19 protein-coding genes and 1 other RNA gene are annotated in these 17,283 nt (G+C 66.3%); 8 read left to right on the top strand and 12 right to left on the bottom strand.

Features of this window, described 5'->3' with window-relative positions:
* Nucleotides 1-111: 111 nt before the first annotated feature.
* Nucleotides 112-1,014 carry a class II glutamine amidotransferase gene (locus BBJ41_RS08875; RefSeq protein ID WP_083281831.1) on the bottom strand — a complete coding sequence of 301 codons (903 nt, stop codon included), beginning with the start codon at nt 1,012-1,014 and terminating at the stop codon, nt 112-114.
* A 204-nt stretch (nt 1,015-1,218) separates the two neighbouring features.
* On the opposite strand from BBJ41_RS08875, the gene pyrC reads away from it, so the two are divergent.
* Complete coding sequence (pyrC, locus tag BBJ41_RS08870) at nt 1,219-2,283, top strand: dihydroorotase (RefSeq protein ID WP_069746196.1); 1,065 nt, start codon at nt 1,219-1,221, stop codon at nt 2,281-2,283.
* Between the two features lie 46 nt (nt 2,284-2,329).
* Nucleotides 2,330-2,741, top strand: an RNA gene (gene rnpB / locus BBJ41_RS08865) — RNase P RNA component class A.
* A gap of 70 nt (nt 2,742-2,811) precedes the next feature.
* Here the strand turns inward: rnpB and BBJ41_RS08860 are convergent.
* Together BBJ41_RS08860 and BBJ41_RS08855 are read right to left on the bottom strand one after the other, a co-directional pair.
* Nucleotides 2,812-3,276: an OsmC family protein gene (locus BBJ41_RS08860; protein WP_072436316.1), complete on the bottom strand. Its 465-nt coding sequence runs from the start codon at nt 3,274-3,276 to the stop codon at nt 2,812-2,814.
* A 421-nt stretch (nt 3,277-3,697) separates the two neighbouring features.
* The gene (locus tag BBJ41_RS08855) at nt 3,698-3,988 is read right to left on the bottom strand and encodes a DUF1090 family protein (protein ID WP_069746195.1); all 291 of its coding nucleotides are present in this window, start codon (nt 3,986-3,988) and stop codon (nt 3,698-3,700) included.
* Nucleotides 3,989-4,299: 311 nt separating this feature from the next.
* Here BBJ41_RS08855 and rplM point away from each other — a divergent pair, with 311 nt between their 5' ends.
* The 3 genes from rplM (at nt 4,300) to erpA (ending at nt 5,704) form a co-directional block, all read left to right on the top strand.
* Nucleotides 4,300-4,728 carry a 50S ribosomal protein L13 gene (rplM, locus tag BBJ41_RS08850; RefSeq protein WP_009687896.1) on the top strand — a complete coding sequence of 143 codons (429 nt, stop codon included), beginning with the start codon at nt 4,300-4,302 and terminating at the stop codon, nt 4,726-4,728.
* A 10-nt stretch (nt 4,729-4,738) separates the two neighbouring features.
* On the top strand, nt 4,739-5,131 hold the full coding sequence (gene rpsI / locus BBJ41_RS08845) for a 30S ribosomal protein S9 (protein ID WP_006476904.1): 393 nt from the start codon (nt 4,739-4,741) through the stop codon (nt 5,129-5,131).
* A 201-nt stretch (nt 5,132-5,332) separates the two neighbouring features.
* Entirely contained in the window at nt 5,333-5,704 is a 372-nt protein-coding gene (erpA, locus tag BBJ41_RS08840) for an iron-sulfur cluster insertion protein ErpA (RefSeq protein WP_034187117.1), read from the top strand.
* A 98-nt stretch (nt 5,705-5,802) separates the two neighbouring features.
* Here the strand turns inward: erpA and BBJ41_RS08835 are convergent, their stop codons facing one another.
* On the bottom strand, nt 5,803-6,951 hold the full coding sequence (locus BBJ41_RS08835; protein ID WP_069746194.1) for an anhydro-N-acetylmuramic acid kinase: 1,149 nt from the start codon (nt 6,949-6,951) through the stop codon (nt 5,803-5,805).
* Nucleotides 6,952-7,093: 142 nt separating this feature from the next.
* Between BBJ41_RS08835 and tyrS the strand changes: the two genes are divergently transcribed.
* From tyrS to BBJ41_RS08820, 3 genes are read left to right on the top strand one after another with little or no spacing between them, the layout of a single operon-like run.
* The gene (tyrS, locus tag BBJ41_RS08830; protein WP_069746193.1) at nt 7,094-8,335 is read left to right on the top strand and encodes a tyrosine--tRNA ligase; all 1,242 of its coding nucleotides are present in this window, start codon (nt 7,094-7,096) and stop codon (nt 8,333-8,335) included.
* Complete coding sequence (gene dtd / locus BBJ41_RS08825) at nt 8,332-8,790, top strand: D-aminoacyl-tRNA deacylase (RefSeq protein WP_069746192.1); 459 nt, start codon at nt 8,332-8,334, stop codon at nt 8,788-8,790. Before tyrS ends, dtd begins: the two co-directional genes overlap by 4 nt.
* Nucleotides 8,791-8,813: 23 nt before the next feature.
* Nucleotides 8,814-9,476 carry a histidine phosphatase family protein gene (locus tag BBJ41_RS08820; RefSeq protein WP_069746191.1) on the top strand — a complete coding sequence of 221 codons (663 nt, stop codon included), beginning with the start codon at nt 8,814-8,816 and terminating at the stop codon, nt 9,474-9,476.
* 46 nt (nt 9,477-9,522) lie between these two features.
* Here BBJ41_RS08820 and BBJ41_RS08815 read toward each other — a convergent pair whose 3' ends face one another.
* The 8 genes from BBJ41_RS08815 to dusB all read right to left on the bottom strand — a co-directional run bounded on the left by BBJ41_RS08815 (nt 9,523) and on the right by dusB (nt 17,223).
* A complete protein-coding gene (locus BBJ41_RS08815; RefSeq protein WP_069747638.1) occupies nt 9,523-10,632 on the bottom strand; it encodes a ParB/Srx family N-terminal domain-containing protein in 1,110 nt (369 codons plus the stop codon).
* A 143-nt stretch (nt 10,633-10,775) separates the two neighbouring features.
* The gene (locus BBJ41_RS08810; RefSeq protein WP_069746190.1) at nt 10,776-11,711 is read right to left on the bottom strand and encodes an oxygenase MpaB family protein; all 936 of its coding nucleotides are present in this window, start codon (nt 11,709-11,711) and stop codon (nt 10,776-10,778) included.
* A gap of 14 nt (nt 11,712-11,725) precedes the next feature.
* Nucleotides 11,726-12,802 (bottom strand): Holliday junction branch migration DNA helicase RuvB, encoded by a 1,077-nt coding sequence (gene ruvB, locus BBJ41_RS08805; protein ID WP_069746189.1) that lies wholly within the window; start codon nt 12,800-12,802, stop codon nt 11,726-11,728.
* A 108-nt stretch (nt 12,803-12,910) separates the two neighbouring features.
* On the bottom strand, nt 12,911-13,492 hold the full coding sequence (ruvA, locus tag BBJ41_RS08800; protein ID WP_069746188.1) for a Holliday junction branch migration protein RuvA: 582 nt from the start codon (nt 13,490-13,492) through the stop codon (nt 12,911-12,913).
* Between the two features lie 129 nt (nt 13,493-13,621).
* Nucleotides 13,622-14,164, bottom strand: a complete 543-nt coding sequence (gene ruvC / locus BBJ41_RS08795) for a crossover junction endodeoxyribonuclease RuvC (protein ID WP_069746187.1) — start codon at nt 14,162-14,164, stop codon at nt 13,622-13,624.
* Between the two features lie 151 nt (nt 14,165-14,315).
* Complete coding sequence (purH, locus tag BBJ41_RS08790) at nt 14,316-15,881, bottom strand: bifunctional phosphoribosylaminoimidazolecarboxamide formyltransferase/IMP cyclohydrolase (protein ID WP_069746186.1); 1,566 nt, start codon at nt 15,879-15,881, stop codon at nt 14,316-14,318.
* 44 nt (nt 15,882-15,925) lie between these two features.
* A complete protein-coding gene (locus tag BBJ41_RS08785) occupies nt 15,926-16,159 on the bottom strand; it encodes a Fis family transcriptional regulator (protein WP_006476892.1) in 234 nt (77 codons plus the stop codon).
* Nucleotides 16,156-17,223, bottom strand: coding sequence for a tRNA dihydrouridine synthase DusB (gene dusB, locus BBJ41_RS08780; RefSeq protein WP_069746185.1), 1,068 nt, complete (start codon nt 17,221-17,223; stop codon nt 16,156-16,158). Before dusB ends, BBJ41_RS08785 begins: the two co-directional genes overlap by 4 nt.
* Between the last annotated feature and the right edge of the window lie 60 nt (nt 17,224-17,283).

Below are 17,283 nucleotides of genomic sequence, written 5' to 3'. Positions count from 1 at the left end.
ACGCTTTGCATGCGCACGAAACTGCACGCCACGATCAAGCGCCGCGTGCAATTGCGTTGCCGGGTGACGGTGAAAACGGAAGAGAAGAGGAAGGGCGCCAGCGCGCCCGGATCAGAAATCGATCGCGTCGTCGGAATCGCCGTCGGCGGCCGTTGCGAGCGCTTCGCGCGGCGCCGATGCGGACGCGTCGAGCGCCGGATTGCGCAGCTTCTCGAGCACGCGCTCGGGCACCGGAATCTGCATCCGCGCGGCGACGTCGCCGCACTGGAACATGATCAGCTCGCCGGGCTCGAACGCGGTCCAGACCTCGTTGTCGGTGAGCGGCTGCGTCGCGATCACCGCGACGCGATCTTCGGGCGTCGTATATTTCGCGAAGTCGATCGACAGGTCTTCGTCGACGAGATGCGCGGTCGAGAACGGCCAGCGTCGCACGAGGTAGTGCAGCCGCGTCGAGCAGTGCGCGAACAGCGCCTGGCCGTTCGACATCAGGAAGTTGAATACGCCATGATCGGTGATGCCGCGCGTCAGCTCGCCCACGCGTTCGAACAGTTCGGGCAGCGGCGGCTGCGCACCGGGAAATGCCTCGCGCAGCCCCTGCATCAGCACGCAGAACGCCTGTTCGCTGTCGGTCGTGCCGACCGGATGGTAGACGCTGCCGTCCATGTCCGGGGCGTAATCCTGCAGGTCGCCGTTATGCGCGAAGATCCAGTGCCGGCCCCACAGCTCGCGCATGAACGGATGGCTGTTCTCGAGCAGGATGTGGCCCTGCGTCGCCTTGCGGATGTGCGCGATCGTGTTCTTGGACTTGATCGGGTAGCGTTTCACCATTTCGGCGATCGGCGACGTGGCCGATGCCTGGTGATCGATGAAGAGGCGGCAGGCTTTATCTTCGAAGAACGCGATGCCCCAGCCGTCGGCATGGTGATCGGTGAGCCCGCCCCGGGCCGCGAAACCTGTGAAGGAGAATGTGACGTCCGTCGGCGCGGCGCAGTTCATTCCTAAGAGTTGGCACATTTTACTTGGGGCGGCAGGCTGAGGCGGGGGGTAACGAACCGGGCGAACCCCGGTACAATGCGGCTTCTAGCATATCACCGAGCCTTGAGCGGTAAAAAGCGGATTCCGCCGGCCGAAGGCCTCGTGTTGCGGTTTGCCGTCAGTCGGCCCGCGCACGCGCGTTCCGGCCCCGCCAATGGCCGCCCGTTCCTCACGACGCCTTCTATGACTGCCTCGAACGCTTCCTCCCCGGCGACGCTCTCGCTCGCCCGTCCCGACGACTGGCACCTGCACCTGCGAGACGGCGACATGCTGGCCGCCGTGCTGCCGCACACCGCGCGCCAGTTCGGCCGCGCGATCGTCATGCCGAACCTGAAGCCGCCGGTGACGACCACCGCGCAGGCGCAGGCTTATCGCGAGCGCATCCTTGCCGCGTTGCCGGCCGGGATGACGTTCGAACCGCTGATGACGCTGTACCTGACCGACAACACGCCGCCCGACGAGATCCGCCGCGCGCGCGAAAGCGGTTTCGTGCACGGCGTGAAGCTGTATCCGGCAGGCGCTACGACGAACTCCGACCGCGGCGTGACCGATCTCGCGAAATGCGCGAAGACGCTCGAGGCCATGCAGGAAACGGGCATGCCGCTGCTCGTGCACGGCGAGGTGACCGATGCGTCGATCGACCTGTTCGACCGCGAGAACGTTTTCATCGACCGTGTGATGACGCCGCTGCGCCGCGATTTCCCGGGCCTGAAGGTCGTGTTCGAGCACATCACGACGAAGGACGCGGCCGACTACGTGCGCGACGCCGACGCGGCGCCCGGCTTGCTCGGCGCGACGATCACGGCCCATCACCTGCTGTACAACCGCAATGCGTTGTTCGTCGGCGGGATTCGCCCGCACTACTACTGCCTGCCCGTGCTGAAGCGCGAGACGCATCGCGTCGCACTGGTCGAGGCCGCGACGTCGGGCAACCCGCGCTTCTTCCTCGGTACCGACAGCGCGCCGCATGCGCGCGACGCGAAGGAAACCGCGTGCGGCTGTGCGGGCTGCTACACGGCGCTGCACGCGCTCGAGCTGTATGCGGAAGCGTTCGATCACGCCGGCGCGCTCGACAAGCTGGAAGGTTTCGCGAGCTTCTTCGGTGCCGATTTCTACGGGCTGCCGCGCAGCGCCGAGACGGTCACACTGCGCCGCGAGGCGTGGGAACTGCCGCGCGAGATCTTCGCGGGCGACACGCCGGTCGTGCCGTTGCGCGGCGGCGAGACGATCGGCTGGAAGCTGGCGTGACCGTTGCGCTGCCGGCAGCGGCGCGCAGTGCTAGAATGCGCGTCGCAAAGCAGGCTAGGCAGTCGCGGCCTCGCCGCCTTCGGGCGCGCGGGGGCGAGGAAAGTCCGGACTCCACAGGGCAGGGTGATGGCTAACGGCCATCCGTGGCAACACGCGGAACAGGGCAACAGAAAGCAAACCGCCGATGGCCCGGCGCAAGCCGGGATCAGGTAAGGGTGAAACGGTGCGGTAAGAGCGCACCGCGGCGACGGCGACGTCCGCCGGCACGGTAACCTCCACCCGGAGCAATTCCAAGTAGGCAGGCGCGCATTTTCGGATGCAGGACGGGGCCCCCGTCTCGTCTGCGGGTAGGAAGCTTGAGCGCGTCAGCAATGGCGCGCCTAGAGGAATGGCTGCCACGCGTTGTGCGCTTCGGCGCGCAGCGTGCACAGAATCCGGCTTATCGGCCTGCTTTGCGGCTCGAATGCGAAAGGGCCGGCGTCTCCTTGCGGAGCGCCGGCCCTTTTTTCATGCGCGCTCGCCGTGCGTTCAGGCGGCGACGATGTCGAACGAATGCGTGAGTTCGGCCGTCTTCGCGATCATGATCGACGCGGAGCAGTACTTGTCGTGCGACAGGTTGATCGCGCGTTCGACCGTGGCCGGGTTCAGGTTGCGGCCGGTGACGGTGAAGTGGAAGTGCACCTTCGTGAACACCTTCGGGTCTTCGCTCGCGCGCTCGGCCTTCAGCGTGACCGAGCAGCCGGTGACTTCCTGGCGGCTCTTCTTCAGGATCAGCACGACGTCATAGGCCGTGCAGCCGCCGGTGCCGAGCAGCACCATTTCCATCGGACGCGGCGCGAGGTTGTGGCCGCCGCCTTCGGGGGCGCCGTCCATCGTGACGAGATGCCCGCTCCCGGTCTGGGCGGAAAACGCCATGCCGTCCTGACCCATCCAGCTTACTTTGCATTCCATGCTTGCACTCCAGCGTTGCCTGATTCGGATTCGATCCGGCATTGTAGCCCGCTGCGCAACGGTCGGCTGATGCGCTGCACGACGTGCAATGCCGGAGCCGCGCGGGCGGTGTGCGACAACGTGCCGAAAGGCAATTTCCCTGCCGATTTTAGGGGTTTTACTCTAGGGGCGGGGGATTTTTGCTTGCGTCAGGTGAGGTCAGGTGATTGATTTTAAAGGGAAAATCAATCTTGTTGATCGATTTCTCGGAATTTCGCATTATGGTTGGTGATTTCGTAATGCAAATTTTCTTGTGATGTCGGAGACGCGTTCGTATAATGAGCCTCATTGGTTGTCGCGCTGCGGCAACCTCCGAATGTCTCCTCCACCCTCCTCCTAAGGTGGATTAAGCCCGAACCAGCCGTTCGGGCTTTTTTTCGTCTCGTGCAAACATCGGCGCGCAGCTTGCGCGCCCCGACATCCGTTACGCGGGCTGCCGGGCGGCCGGCTGCGGCGCGGCGTCGGGCGGCGTGCCGCCGGGGCTTGCGGCGGGTGTCGACGCATGGCCATGCCCCCGTGCGCAAAAATGGCGCACGCGTTCGCGTACCGCGCGCAGGCGGGCGACGCGATCCTCGGCGTGGGCGGTCCGGGCTTCGGCAATGCGAGCATCGAGCGCGTCGAGCTTGGCTTCGCAGCCGGCGTGAGCGGCGACGGCAGGCGCCGCGGCGGCCAGCAGCGCGGCCGCGAAGAAGGGCGTAAGTCGTTGTTTCATCATGCTTGTTTGTTGTTTTCCGTGTTCGGCCGGTCTGGCGCGGCAAGGTCATGTGCCGCGTGTCGATGGGTGCCTCCCCGGGCGCTCGGTTCGCCTGGCTTGTCGGGGCACGACCGGATTTTGGCCCATTTCGGGCGCCGCGGACACGGGGCGTGGATTCCCTTTGACCGCGTCGCCGTATTTCCTTTATAATTCAGGGCTTTTCCGCATTCATGCCCACGGAAAAAGAACAGGGAGAGCCTGCACCGCGCCTCGAAGCGCACACAGACAAGCAGGAAGAACACATCGGGCAAAGCATTTTTTTTGGATCGATCATGAAGACGTTTTCCGCAAAAGCCCATGAGGTGACGCGCGAATGGTACGTGATTGACGCGACGGATAAGGTTCTCGGCCGTGTTGCCAGCGAAGTGGCACGCCGTCTGCGCGGCAAGCACAAGCCTGAGTTCACCCCGCACGTCGACACTGGTGATTTCATCATCATCATCAACGCGAGCAAGTTGAAGGTCACGGGCAACAAGACGCTGGACAAGAAGTACTACCGTCACTCGGGCTACCCGGGCGGCATCTATGAAACGACGTTCGGCAAGATGCAAGAACGCTTCCCGGGCCGTGCGCTCGAGAAGGCGGTCAAGGGCATGCTGCCGAAGGGCCCGCTCGGTTACGCGATGATCAAGAAGCTGAAGGTCTACGCAGAAGCGACGCATCCGCACTCGGCTCAACAGCCGAAGGCGCTCGAGATCTAAGGGGACCCACATGATCGGTAACTGGAACTACGGTACGGGCCGCCGCAAGAGCGCAGTCGCACGTGTCTTCATCAAGGCTGGCAAGGGCGACATCATCGTCAACGGCAAGCCCATCGCTGACTACTTCTCGCGCGAAACGTCGCTGATGATCGTGCGTCAACCGCTGGAACTCACGAACCACGGCCAGACGTTCGACATCAAGGTGAACGTGAACGGTGGTGGTGAAACGGGTCAGGCGGGCGCAGTGCGTCACGGCATCACCCGTGCATTGATCGACTACGATGCGACGCTGAAGCCGTCGCTGTCGAGCGCAGGCTTCGTTACGCGCGATGCGCGTGAAGTCGAGCGTAAGAAGGTCGGTCTGCGCAAGGCACGCCGCGCCAAGCAGTTCTCGAAGCGTTAATTCCGCTTCATGGCCGCGCCGCTTTCGGGCGGCGTTCGCCGGAAAAACCGCCAGCTTTTGCGCTGGCGGTTTTTTTATGCCCGCGGCCGCCTGCGCAGGCGTGTTTGATGAAATCGACAAGAACCTATTGATTTCATGGACTTCAGCACGATCTTCTGATCGGCCCTACAATAGCGGCTAAAGCTTCCTGGAGAGTTCGCAATGAACGCTGTTACCGAATCCGCAGCAACGACGACCGACATGCCGCTTCCGTTCGTCTTCACCGACGCAGCGGCCGACAAGGTCAAGCAATTGATCGACGAAGAGGGCAATCCCGACCTGAAGCTGCGCGTGTTCGTGCAGGGCGGCGGCTGCTCCGGCTTCCAGTATGGCTTCACGTTCGACGAGGAAGTCAACGAGGACGACACCGTGATGGACAAGAACGGCGTCCAGCTCCTGATCGACTCGATGAGCTACCAGTACCTGGTCGGTGCAGAGATCGACTACAAGGACGACCTCAACGGCGCCCAGTTCGTGATCAAGAACCCGAACGCGACCACCACCTGCGGGTGCGGCTCGTCGTTCTCGGTCTGAGCGCACGGCAGATCCGCGCCGGTTCGCCGGAATGAAAAACGGGGCGTTATGCCCCGTTTTTTTATGCCTGTATGCGGTGTCTGCCGGGCGGCCGCGCGTCAGCGCGGATAAAGCGCGCCGAGGACGCGGTTGCCGGCCGCACCGGTGACCGTCGCGAGATTGCCGGGCTGGCGCGCGGTGAAGCGGTATGCGAGCCAGGCGAACGCGAGCGCCTCGACCTGCTGCGGCGGCACGCCGAGCGCGGCCGTCGTATCGACCGTGGCCGGCACGCCGGCTTCGCGCAGCGCGTGCCTGAGCGCGTCCAGCAACACGGGATTGCGGGCGCCGCCGCCGCACACGAAGACCGCCTTGCAGCCGGCTGCGTGCCGCGCGATCTCACGTGCGACCGAGACGGCGGTGAGCGCCGTGAGTGTCGCCTGCACGTCTGCCGGCGCGATTTGCGCGAACGGGGCGAGCTTCGCGTCGAGCCACGCGGGATTGAACAGGTCGCGGCCGGTGCTTTTCGGCGGCGGCGCGGCGAAATACGGCTCGTCGAGCAGCGCGTCGAGCAGCGGCGCCTGCACGGTGCCGCGCGCAGCGAACTTGCCGCCGTCGTCGTACGGCTTGCCGAGGTGGCGCGTCGCCCATTCGTCGATCAGCGCATTCGCGGGGCCGCAATCGAAGCCGCGCACGTCGCCGCCTTCGCCGGGCAGGATCGTGATGTTGCTGATCCCGCCGAGATTGCAGACGACACGCGTTTCGCCCGGCGCACCGAATACCGTCGCATGGAACGCCGGCGCGAGTGGCGCGCCGTGGCCGCCGGCGGCCACATCGCGGCTGCGGAAATCGGCGATCACGTCGACCTGGGTCAGCTCCGCGAGCAGCGCCGGGTTGTTGAGCTGCCGCGTATAGCCGCGCTCGGGGCGATGGCGTACCGTCTGGCCGTGCACGCCGATCGCGCGGATTTCGTCACGTGACAGCCCGGCCGTGCGCTGCAACTCGTGGCAGCACACCGCATAGCGCGCGACCAGCGCGTTCGCGGCGAGCGATTCGCGGTCGATTTCATCGTCGCCCGGCTGCTGCAGCGCGAACAGCGCGTCGCGCAGCGATTGCGCGAAGCCGACGAACGCTTCCGCGAGCACGACCGGCGCGTGGCCGGCCTCGAAGCGTACGGCGACACCGTCGACGCCGTCCATGCTGGTTCCCGACATCAGCCCGAAGTAGATGCCGTCGGCCGGATGGGCGGTTTGCGGATGTCGTTGCGGCACGTTGGGTTCTCCTGGATCGTGCGGCGCGGGCCGGTGCCGCGCGCCTTGCGCCCGATTATCCGCGCAACGTGACGCGTCGTTAAGCGATGCGCGCGCAAGTTATGGGAAAATCCCTGTTTTTGCGACATTCCTCCTGGCACCGATGAGCACCGAACCCAGTTCCAAGCCTGTTTTCCCGATCACCGACGAAGTCCGGCATGCGCTCGCCGTCACGAAGCGCGGCGTCGACGAGCTGCTGATCGAGGAAGAGTTCGCGCAGAAGCTCGCGCGCAGCGCGGCCACGGGCACGCCGCTTCGCATCAAGCTCGGCCTCGACCCGACTGCGCCTGATATCCACATCGGCCATACGGTCGTGCTGAACAAGATGCGTCAGCTGCAGGACCTCGGCCATACGGTGATCTTCCTGATCGGCGATTTCACGTCGCTGATCGGCGATCCGTCGGGCCGCAACGCGACGCGCCCGCCGCTCACGCGCGAGCAGATCGAGTCGAACGCGAAGACCTACTTCGAGCAGGCCGCACTCGTGCTCGACCGCGAAAAGACCGAGATCCGCTACAACAGCGAATGGTCGATGCCGCTCGGCGCGGACGGGATGATCAAGCTCGCGTCGCGCTACACGGTCGCGCGGATTCTCGAGCGCGAGGATTTCACGAAGCGCTTCCAGGGCGGCGTGCCGATCTCGATCCACGAATTCCTGTACCCGCTGATGCAGGGCTACGATTCGGTCGCGCTGAACGCCGATCTCGAGCTCGGCGGCACCGACCAGAAGTTCAACCTGCTGGTCGGCCGCGAACTGCAGAAGCAGTACGGCCAGGAACAGCAGTGCATTCTCACGATGCCGCTGCTCGAAGGCCTCGACGGCGTCGAGAAGATGTCGAAGTCGAAGGGCAACTACGTCGGCATCAGCGAAAAGCCGACCGACATGTTCGGCAAGCTGATGAGCATCTCGGACACGCTGATGTGGCGTTACTTCGAGCTGCTGTCGTTCCGCAGCCTCGACGAGATCGCCGGCTTCAAGCGGGAGGCCGAAGGCGGCCGCAACCCGCGCGATTTCAAGGTGTTGCTCGCGCAGGAAATCGTCGCGCGCTTCCACTCGCAGCCGGACGCCGAGCGCGCGCTCGAAGACTTCAACCACCGCGCGAAGGGCGGCGTGCCGGACGACATCCCGTCGGTCACGCTCGCGGGCGCGCCACTGGCGATTGGCCAGTTGCTGAAGCAGGCCGGCCTCGTGCCGTCGACGAGCGAGGCGCTGCGCAACATCGAGCAGGGCGGCGTGAAGATCGACGGTGCGACCGTGTCGGACAAGGGCCTGAAGATCGAGGCCGGCGAGTTCGTCGTGCAGGTCGGCAAGCGCCGCTTCGCGCGCGTCACGCTGACCGCATGATCGCGCTGATCCAGCGCGTGAAGCGCGCCGACGTGCGCGTCGGCGAGCGCACGACGGGCGAGATCGGCGCGGGCCTGCTCGCGCTGGTCTGCGCGGAGCGCGGCGATACCGAAGCCGCCGCCGACAAGCTGCTCGCGAAGATGCTCGGCTACCGCGTGTTCAGCGATGCGGCCGGCAAGATGAATCTCCCCGTATCGAACATCGACGGGGAAGGGCATGCGGGCGGCCTGCTGCTCGTGTCGCAATTCACGCTGGCGGCCGACACCAACAGCGGGCTGCGTCCGAGCTTCACGCCGGCCGCGCCGCCCGACGAAGGCGCGCGTCTGTTCGATTATTTCGTCGCGGCCGCGCGTACGCGCCATCCGGTCGTCGAGACGGGCGAGTTCGGCGCCGACATGCAGGTGTCGCTCGTCAACGACGGCCCCGTGACGTTCTGGCTGCAAGTGCGGCCCTGATTCTTCCCCGGAGACGCCCCGCGATGGCCACCACGCAGATTCTTTTCATCCGCCATGGCGAGACGGCCTGGAACCGCATCAAGCGCATCCAGGGTCATATCGACATCCCGCTGGCCGACACGGGGCTCGCACAGGCGCAGCGGCTTGCCGCACGGCTCGCGCGCGATGCGCGCGACGGTGCGCGCATCGACGCGGTCTATTCGAGCGACCTGATGCGCGCGCAGCAGACCGCGCAACCCTTTGCCGATGCGCTCGGGTTGCCGCTGCTGTTGCGCGAAGGGTTGCGCGAGCGCTCGTACGGCGCGTTCCAGGGGCACGACAGCACCGAGATCGAGGCGCTGTTTCCGGACGCATACGCTGCCTGGCAGACGCGCGACCCGGGTTTCGCGCCGGAAGGCGGCGAGTCGCAGCGCGCGTTCTATCACCGCGTGCTGCACGCGCTCGAGCCGATCGTCGCCGCGCATCCGGGCGGCCGGATCGCATGCGTCGCACACGGTGGCGTGCTCGATTGCGTGTATCGCTTCGCGAACGGGCTCGATCTGTCGGCGCCGCGCAACTATCAGTTGCTCAACACGAGCATCAACGTCGTCGACTACGTGGATGGCCGCGCGCAGGTCGTGCAGTGGGCCGACGTGTCTCACCTGGACGCCGCGAGCGACGACGACGGGTACCGCAAGGTGCTCTGAGTCCGGGCGCGCAGGCCCCGTCGGCCGGGGCCGTGCGGGAACCGGCTTACTGCGGCAGCGCGTGGCGCTTCTTGTAGTCGAGCGCGTATGCGATCTTGCCGGGCTTGTCGGCCGTGATCGGCTGGCGCAGCTTGTCGAACTCCCCCTTGTTGTACTTCTTCCCGCCGTTGATGGCGTCGGCGCGCCCGAGATCGGCGCCTGTCTTGCCGTCGATCACCGGGTCCGTCGCCGCGACCATTCGGGTCGACGCATTCCACACCGCGTTCAGGTAGCCCGTGTCGGCCTTCGCCGGATCGGGATCGGTCGCGCCGGCGCGCGTCAGGTCGTAGTTGGCGAGCGAGAACGTGCCCGGTTGCGCGCGCAGCCAGTCGGCCCAGTAGAACTCGAGGTAGTCGGTGGATTGCGCGGGTTTGCTGTAGCCGATGTCGCGTGTGAAATAGACGAGCGACCGGTAGCGGTCGTTCGTCATCCCGAGTTTCAGGCCGAGCCCGGTCGGCAGTTGCGCGGCCGTGATCGGCTTGCCTTCGCCATTCTTGAGGCGCACGTAACCGCGGTTTTGCATCTGTTGCCAGAACGCGTCACCCGAATAGTCGCTGAGGTTGTCCTTGACGACGACGTGCACGTGCAGCGCGGGACCGCCGTCGGGCGTCTCGTAGTAGGTCGACAGGCCGTGGTGGCCGTCGGTCAGGTACAGCGCATCGCCGTTCGGGCCGATCACGACGGGGTTCAGCACCGAGCGGTCGCGCGCGTTGGCGTCGGTCTTCGCGCACGCGTAGCTGGCAGGCTCGCGCAGCGTCGACTTCGCCGTGTAGCCGCTCGACGCGACGCCGCCGAGACCTTCGTCCGTGCAGAAGTCGTCGAATTTCTTGTCCGGCTGCAGTTCGTAGCGGCCGAGCTTGTAGTAAATCTGGTCGTAGCCGATCGCACCCTGTGTCGGATGGAGATCGCCGAGCGTCACGTCGATCAGGTCGCCCGTGCGGGCGGTTTTCCATTGGCCCGGTTGCGGCGTGGGGGCGGGCGTCGTCGGGGTGCCGACGGGCGGCGTTTGCGCGTCCGTGCGCGCGACGGCGGTGACATCGTCGCCTCCGCAAGCGGCGAGGGCGAAGACGGCGGACAGGCTGGCGGCAAGGGCGAAACGGATCGGCAGGCGTGGCATCGCGGGCATCGGGTGTCGGTCGGGTGGGCGGGACGCCGCGCGGGTCGTGAACACGCGGGGCGTGCGACCGTGCGCGGGTGCAAGCCCGTCAGCTTGTCACGGAAATTTGACAGCTGATTGAAATGATCGGAGAAATAGGATCGTCAGGCGGGCGGGGTTGCAGTCGCGCGACGGCGCGCACGTTTTGACGCGCCGTTGACGAGGGCCCACCGCAGTACGGGCGCGACGGCCCTTACGCCGGGCCGGACCACCGCGCGCCGCAGCGGCGCGAACGTCGATACGCCGAGCATGTGCTGCGCCCACGGCGGCAGCAGGTCGATCCCCGCATGCATCATCAGCGACGCGGCCGGCCGCAGCGTGGGGCGCGCAACCGGTACGTTCAGCAGGATGGACATCACCTCGAAGGTGTGCGGACCGGCCTCGAGCTCGGGCTGCATGCGCGCAAGATAAGCGCTCACTTCGGCGCGCGAACGCGGCACCTCGTGTGCGCCGAGCAGTTCGGCGATCAATGCAGTTTCGGCGTAGTAGCGATCCTGCAGCTCACCCGGCAACGCCGGATTCACGTAGCACAGATGCGCGGCCAGGAAACTCGACACTTCCGCGACATGTACCCAGGTCAGCAACGCTGGATCGTCGGCGCGGTAAGGCCGGCCGTCGGGCGCGGTACCCGAGATGCGCGCGTGGATCGATTTCACGCGCTCGATCAGCGCGAGTGCGTCTGCGCGACTGCCGAATGTCGTGCCCGTGATGAACGTGGCGGTGCGCCGCAACCGGCCGAGAATGTCGGTGCGAAACGACGAATGATCCCAGACGCCTGCGAGTGCGAGCGGATGAAGCGCCTGCAGCAGCAGTGCGGCGATGCCGCCCGTCATCATCGACGTGAAGTCGGCGTGCACGCGCCAGCAGATCGCATCGGGGCCGAACAGCCCCGGATCGCCCGGCGGCGACGACAGATCGAGCGACGGGCCGCCGCCGCCCACGGTCAGGTGCGTGATGCCTGCCACGAGCCGCTTGCGGATCGGCTCGGCCCAGCGTGGGCCCGGTGCGGGTGCGGAGGGGTGGCTGGGCGGTGTCGTCATGGCTGCTGTGGCGGTTACTTCCCGCCGTCGGGGGCGTCCCACGTTCCGCCGCGCTCGGCACGGCCGGTGTCGGGCACGGAGAGCCCGAAGTGGCGATACGTGAGCTGCGTCGCGACACGCCCGCGCGGCGTGCGCTGCAGGAAACCCTGCTGGATCAGGTACGGCTCGAGCACGTCCTCGATCGTGTCGCGCTCCTCGCCGATCGCCGCCGCGAGGTTGTCGATCCCGACCGGGCCGCCGTCGAACTTGTACAGGATCGCCTCGAGCAGCTTGCGGTCCATCAGGTCGAAGCCGACCGGATCGACGTCGAGCATCGCGAGCGCGGCATCGGCAACGGCCGCCGTGATCTGGCCGTCGGCCTTCACTTCCGCGAAGTCACGCACGCGGCGCAGCAGCCGGTTCGCGATCCGAGGCGTGCCGCGCGAGCGCTTCGCGATTTCCAGCGCGCCGTTCGGATCGATATGCGCGTTCAGCAGCGACGCCGAGCGCCGCACGATGCGCGACAGTTGATCGGCGTCGTAGAACTCGAGGCGCGCGACGATCCCGAAACGGTCGCGCAGCGGGTTGGTCAGCATCCCGGCGCGCGTGGTCGCGCCGACGAGCGTGAACGGCTGCAGGTCGAGCTTCACGCTGCGCGCGGCCGGGCCTTCGCCGATCATGATGTCGATCTGGTAATCCTCGAGTGCCGGATACAGGATTTCCTCGACGACCGGCGACAGCCGGTGGATCTCGTCGATGAACAGTACGTCGTTCGCTTCGAGGTTCGTCAGCAGCGCGGCGAGATCGCCCGCGCGCTCGAGCACGGGGCCCGACGTCTGACGCAGGTTCACGCCCATTTCACGCGCGATGATGTGTGCGAGCGTCGTCTTGCCGAGGCCCGGCGGCCCGAACAGCAGCACGTGATCGAGCGGCTCGGAGCGACGCTTGGCGGCTTCGATGAAGATCTCGAGCTGGCCGCGCACCTTTTCCTGGCCGACGTAGTCGTCGAGCTGGCGTGGCCGCAGCGCGCGTTCGAACACCTCCTCGTGCGACGAGGTGGGCGTGGCGGCGATGATCCGCTGCTCGGTGGCGAGTTTGTCGGTTTCAATCATGCGGCCATTGTACCGCGCAGCGCTGTCCGGCCCACCTGGCCGAACGGCCGACTGGCGAGCGCCGCACAGTCGCGCGACACTGGTTTCGACGGCCGGTTTGGCCGCGCGTTACGCCTTCGACAACGCCTTGAGCGCGAGCTTGATGCCTTCGGATACCCCGGTGCCGGCCGGCACGTTCTTGATCGCGGCGAGGCCTTCCTTTTCGGAGTAGCCGAGTGCGAGCAGCGCGTTGAGGATGTCGGTCGCGTGGTCGGACTGGGACGCGGCACCGGCGAGCGCGCCGAGGTCGGCGCCGAGCTTGCCTTTCAGCTCGAGCAGCAGGCGTTCGGCCGTCTTCTTGCCGATGCCGGGCAGGCGTGTGAGGCGCGCGGCGTCCTGCATCGTCACGGCCTGCGCGAGCTCCTGCACGCTCATGCCGGACAGCACGGCGAGCGCCATGCGTGCGCCGATGCCGGTGATCTTCAGCAGCTCGCGGAAGGTCGTGCGCTCCTGCTGCGTCAGGAAGCCGTACAGCAGGTGCGCGTCCTCGCGGACGATCTGCTGCGTCAGCAGCACGATGCGCTCACCCGTTTGCGGCAGGTTGTAGAAGGTGCTCATCGGCACGTCGATTTCATAGCCGACGCCGTTGCAGTCGACGAGCAGGTGAGGCGGGTTCTTTTCGAGCAGGATGCCGGCGATGCGACCGATCATGGATGGCGGGATGCGAGGAATAAAGCGCGAGTGTAGCGCACGCGCGGTGGAAAACCGATGGGTCCGGCCATTCGGCCGGCCGGCCGCAGTGCGCGCGGCCCGACGATCGCCCGTTGCTCGCCGCCGGCGTCAGCCGACCAGCCGCCCGCGCCGCACGCGCAGCCCTTTTTGCGCGAGCGCCGGCGCGAGGCCGCCGAGCGTGCTGAGCGTGTTGCCGCCGTGCGCGTGGCAGATCGCCATGCCGAGCGCGTCGGCCGCGTCGGAGCCCGGTTGGCCGGAGAGGTTGAGCAGCCGCGTGACCATTTCCTGCATCTGCGTCTTGGTCGCGCGGCCGTAGCCGACGACGGCCTGCTTGAGCTGCAGCGCCGTGTATTCGGCGACGGGCAGGCCGCCCGCGACGAGGCCGCAGATCGCCGCGCCGCGGGCCTGGCCGAGCAGCAGCGTCGACTGCGGGTTCACGTTGACGAACACCTTTTCGATCGCGGACTGGTCGGGCGCATGTTCGCGCACGATCGTCGAGACGCCCTGGAAGATCGTGCCGAGCCGGGTGGCGAGGTCGGCCGTCGGTGTGCGGATGACGCCGCTCGTGACATAGGCGAGCCGGTGGCCGCTGACGTCGATGACGCCGAAGCCGGTGACGCGCAGGCCGGGGTCGATGCCGAGAATTCGCATGAGTGAGGAGAATTGCCTGATGCAGCGATACTACAACGAATGGTGCGGCAAGCCGGTCGCGCGGTCGCGTGCGAGGGCGCTACGCAATAAAAAACCCGGCGGGTGCGACGCCGCCGGGTCTTCGTGCGGCAGCCGCGCGGGCCGCCTGCGATCAGTGACGGAAGTGGCGCACGCCCGTCAGGATCATCGCGATGTTGTGCTCGTCGGCTGCCGCGATCACTTCGTCGTCGCGCATCGAGCCGCCCGGCTGGATCACGCAGGTCGCGCCGGCTGCCACGACGACGTCGAGGCCGTCACGGAACGGGAAGAACGCATCCGACGCGACGGCCGAGCCGGCCAGCGTCAGGCCTGCGTTCTGCGCCTTGATGCTCGCGATGCGCGCGGAATCGACACGGCTCATCTGGCCTGCGCCGACGCCGAGCGTCATGCCGTTGCCGCAGAACACGATCGCGTTCGACTTCACGTACTTCGCGACGCGCCATGCGAACAGCAGGTCGTCCATTTCCTTCGGCGTCGGGTGGCGCTTCGTGACGACGCGCAGCTCGTGCGGCTGCACGTTCTTCGAATCGAGCGACTGCACCAGCAGGCCGCCGCCCACGCGCTTCAGGTCGAACGCGTTATGGCCTTCACCGAGCGCGATTTCGAGCAGGCGCACGTTCTGCTTCGCGGCGAACACCTGCTTCGCGGCGTCGCTGAACGACGGTGCGATCAGCACTTCGACGAACTGCTTCGCGACGGCCTGGGCAGCCGCTTCGTCGACTTCGCGGTTGAACGCGATGATGCCGCCGAACGCGGAGGTCGGGTCGGTCTGGAACGCCTTCGCGTAAGCGTCTGCCGAGTCGTTGCCGACCGCGACGCCGCACGGGTTCGCATGCTTGATGATCACGCAGGCCGGCACGTCGAACGTCTTCACGCATTCCCACGCCGCGTCCGAATCCGCGATGTTGTTGTACGACAGTTCCTTGCCCTGCAGCTGGCGGTAGTTCGCGAGCGAACCGGCCGGCGTCGCGATGTCGCGGTAGAACGCCGCGCTCTGGTGCGGGTTCTCGCCGTAGCGCAGGTCCTGCACCTTGTCGAACGCGAGGTTCAGCGTCGCCGGGTACGCATTGCGCGATGCGTGCTTCAGCTCGTCGGTCAGGCTCGTCAGGTAGTTCGTGATCGCGCCGTCGTACTGCGCGGTGTGCGCGAACACCTTCGTCGCGAGGCGGAAGTTGGTCGCGTAGCCGACCGCATTGCCGTTCGCCTTCATTTCGTCGAGCACGACCGCGTAGTCGGCCGGATCGACGACGACCGTCACGTCGCGGTGGTTCTTCGCGGCCGAGCGCAGCATCGTCGGGCCGCCGATGTCGATGTTCTCGATCGCGTCGGCGAGCGTGCAGTCGTCCTTCGCGATCGTCGCGACGAACGGATACAGGTTCACGACGAGCAGGTCGATCGTCGGGATGCCGTGCTGTTCCAGCGCCTGCATGTGCTCGGGCAGGTCGCGGCGGGCGAGGATGCCGCCGTGCACCTTCGGGTGGAGCGTCTTCACGCGCCCATCGAGCATTTCCGGAAAGCCCGTGTAGTCGGCCACTTCGGTAACGGGCAGGCCCGCGTCGGCGAGCAGTTTCGCGGTGCCGCCCGTCGACAGCAGCTTGACGCCGAGGTCGGACAGCGACTTCGCGAAGTCGACGATGCCGGTCTTGTCGGAAACGGAAATGAGCGCTTGCTTGATCATGATGGAACCACCAATAGCCAGGGAAACGGGGACGGGACGGCCGGCTACAGCAGGCCGTGCTGCTGCAGCTTCTTGCGCAGCGTATTGCGGTTGATGCCGAGGTACTCCGCGGCGAGCGACTGGTTGCCGCCTGCCTGTACGAGCACGACCTCGAGCATCGGCTTTTCGACGCAGGACATCACCATTTCATAGACGTCGTGCGGATTGGAGCCGTCTAGATCCCGGAAATACACGTCCAGGCTCTCGCGGACACATTGTTCGATGTTGTGCTTGCTCATGCTGCTAACTGGTTATGGTCGTCCGACTCGCCCTGGCCGTTTTCCTCTTCGTCATCGACGTAGACGAGGTGGTCCGACAGCGCTTTTTGCGCCTCGAAGAATGCATTGACGGCGGCGAGCTGCTCGCGGGAGGAATCGAGCGTGTTCATCCTGTGCCGGAACCCGTTGGCACCGGAAAGGCCGCGAGTGTACCAGCCGATGTGCTTGCGCGCAGTACGGACTCCCGTGAATTCACCATAGAACGCGTAGTGGTCTTCCAGGTGTTCGTTCATCACCTGCTGGATCTCGTCGATCAGCGGCGGGGGCAGCAGCTCGCCGGTTTGCAGGAAATGATCGATTTCACGGAACAGCCACGGCCGGCCTTGCGCGGCACGACCGATCATCAGCGCGTCGGCGCCGGTTGCATCGAGCACGGCCTTCGCCTTCGCGGGCGACGTGATGTCGCCGTTTGCGACGACCGGGATGCGCACGGCCGCTTTCACGGCCGCGATGGTTTCGTATTCGGCGTCGCCGCGGTAGAGGTCGGCGCGCGTGCGGCCGTGCACGGTGAGCATCGAGATGCCGGCGGCTTCGGCGAGGCGCGCGACCGTGATCGCGTTCTTGTGCTCGCGGTCCCAGCCGGTGCGGATCTTCAGCGTGACGGGCACCGCATCGGGCCCCGTACCGACCGCCGCGACGACGGCCTCGACGATCCGCTGCACGAGCGGCTCGTTCTGCAGCAGTGCGGAGCCGGCGGCGACGTTGCAGACCTTCTTCGCCGGGCAGCCCATGTTGATGTCGATGATCTGCGCGCCGTTGTCGACGTTGTAGCGGGCCGCTTCGGCCATCATCGCCGGATCGGCGCCCGCGATCTGGACCGCGATCGGCTCCACCTCGCCCTCGTGGTTCGCGCGCCGCATCGTCTTCGCGCTTTTCCACAGCTGCGCGTTGGACGCGACCATCTCGGACACGGCGTAACCGGCCCCCAGCCGCTTGCACAGCTGGCGGAACGGACGGTCCGTCACGCCGGCCATCGGGGCGACGAACAGGTTGTTACGCAATACGTGAGAGCCGATAACGGGCATCGCAATGGCACCGCCCGCGACAGGTGCGGGCATGAAAAGGGCGGAGGGAAAACGCGCATT

This window comes from Burkholderia stabilis, assembly GCF_001742165.1.
GTDB classification, from domain to species: Bacteria; Pseudomonadota; Gammaproteobacteria; order Burkholderiales; family Burkholderiaceae; genus Burkholderia; species Burkholderia stabilis.
Note: the sequence above shows the minus strand (reverse complement) of the source record. Positions and strands in the feature narration are given on the sequence as shown.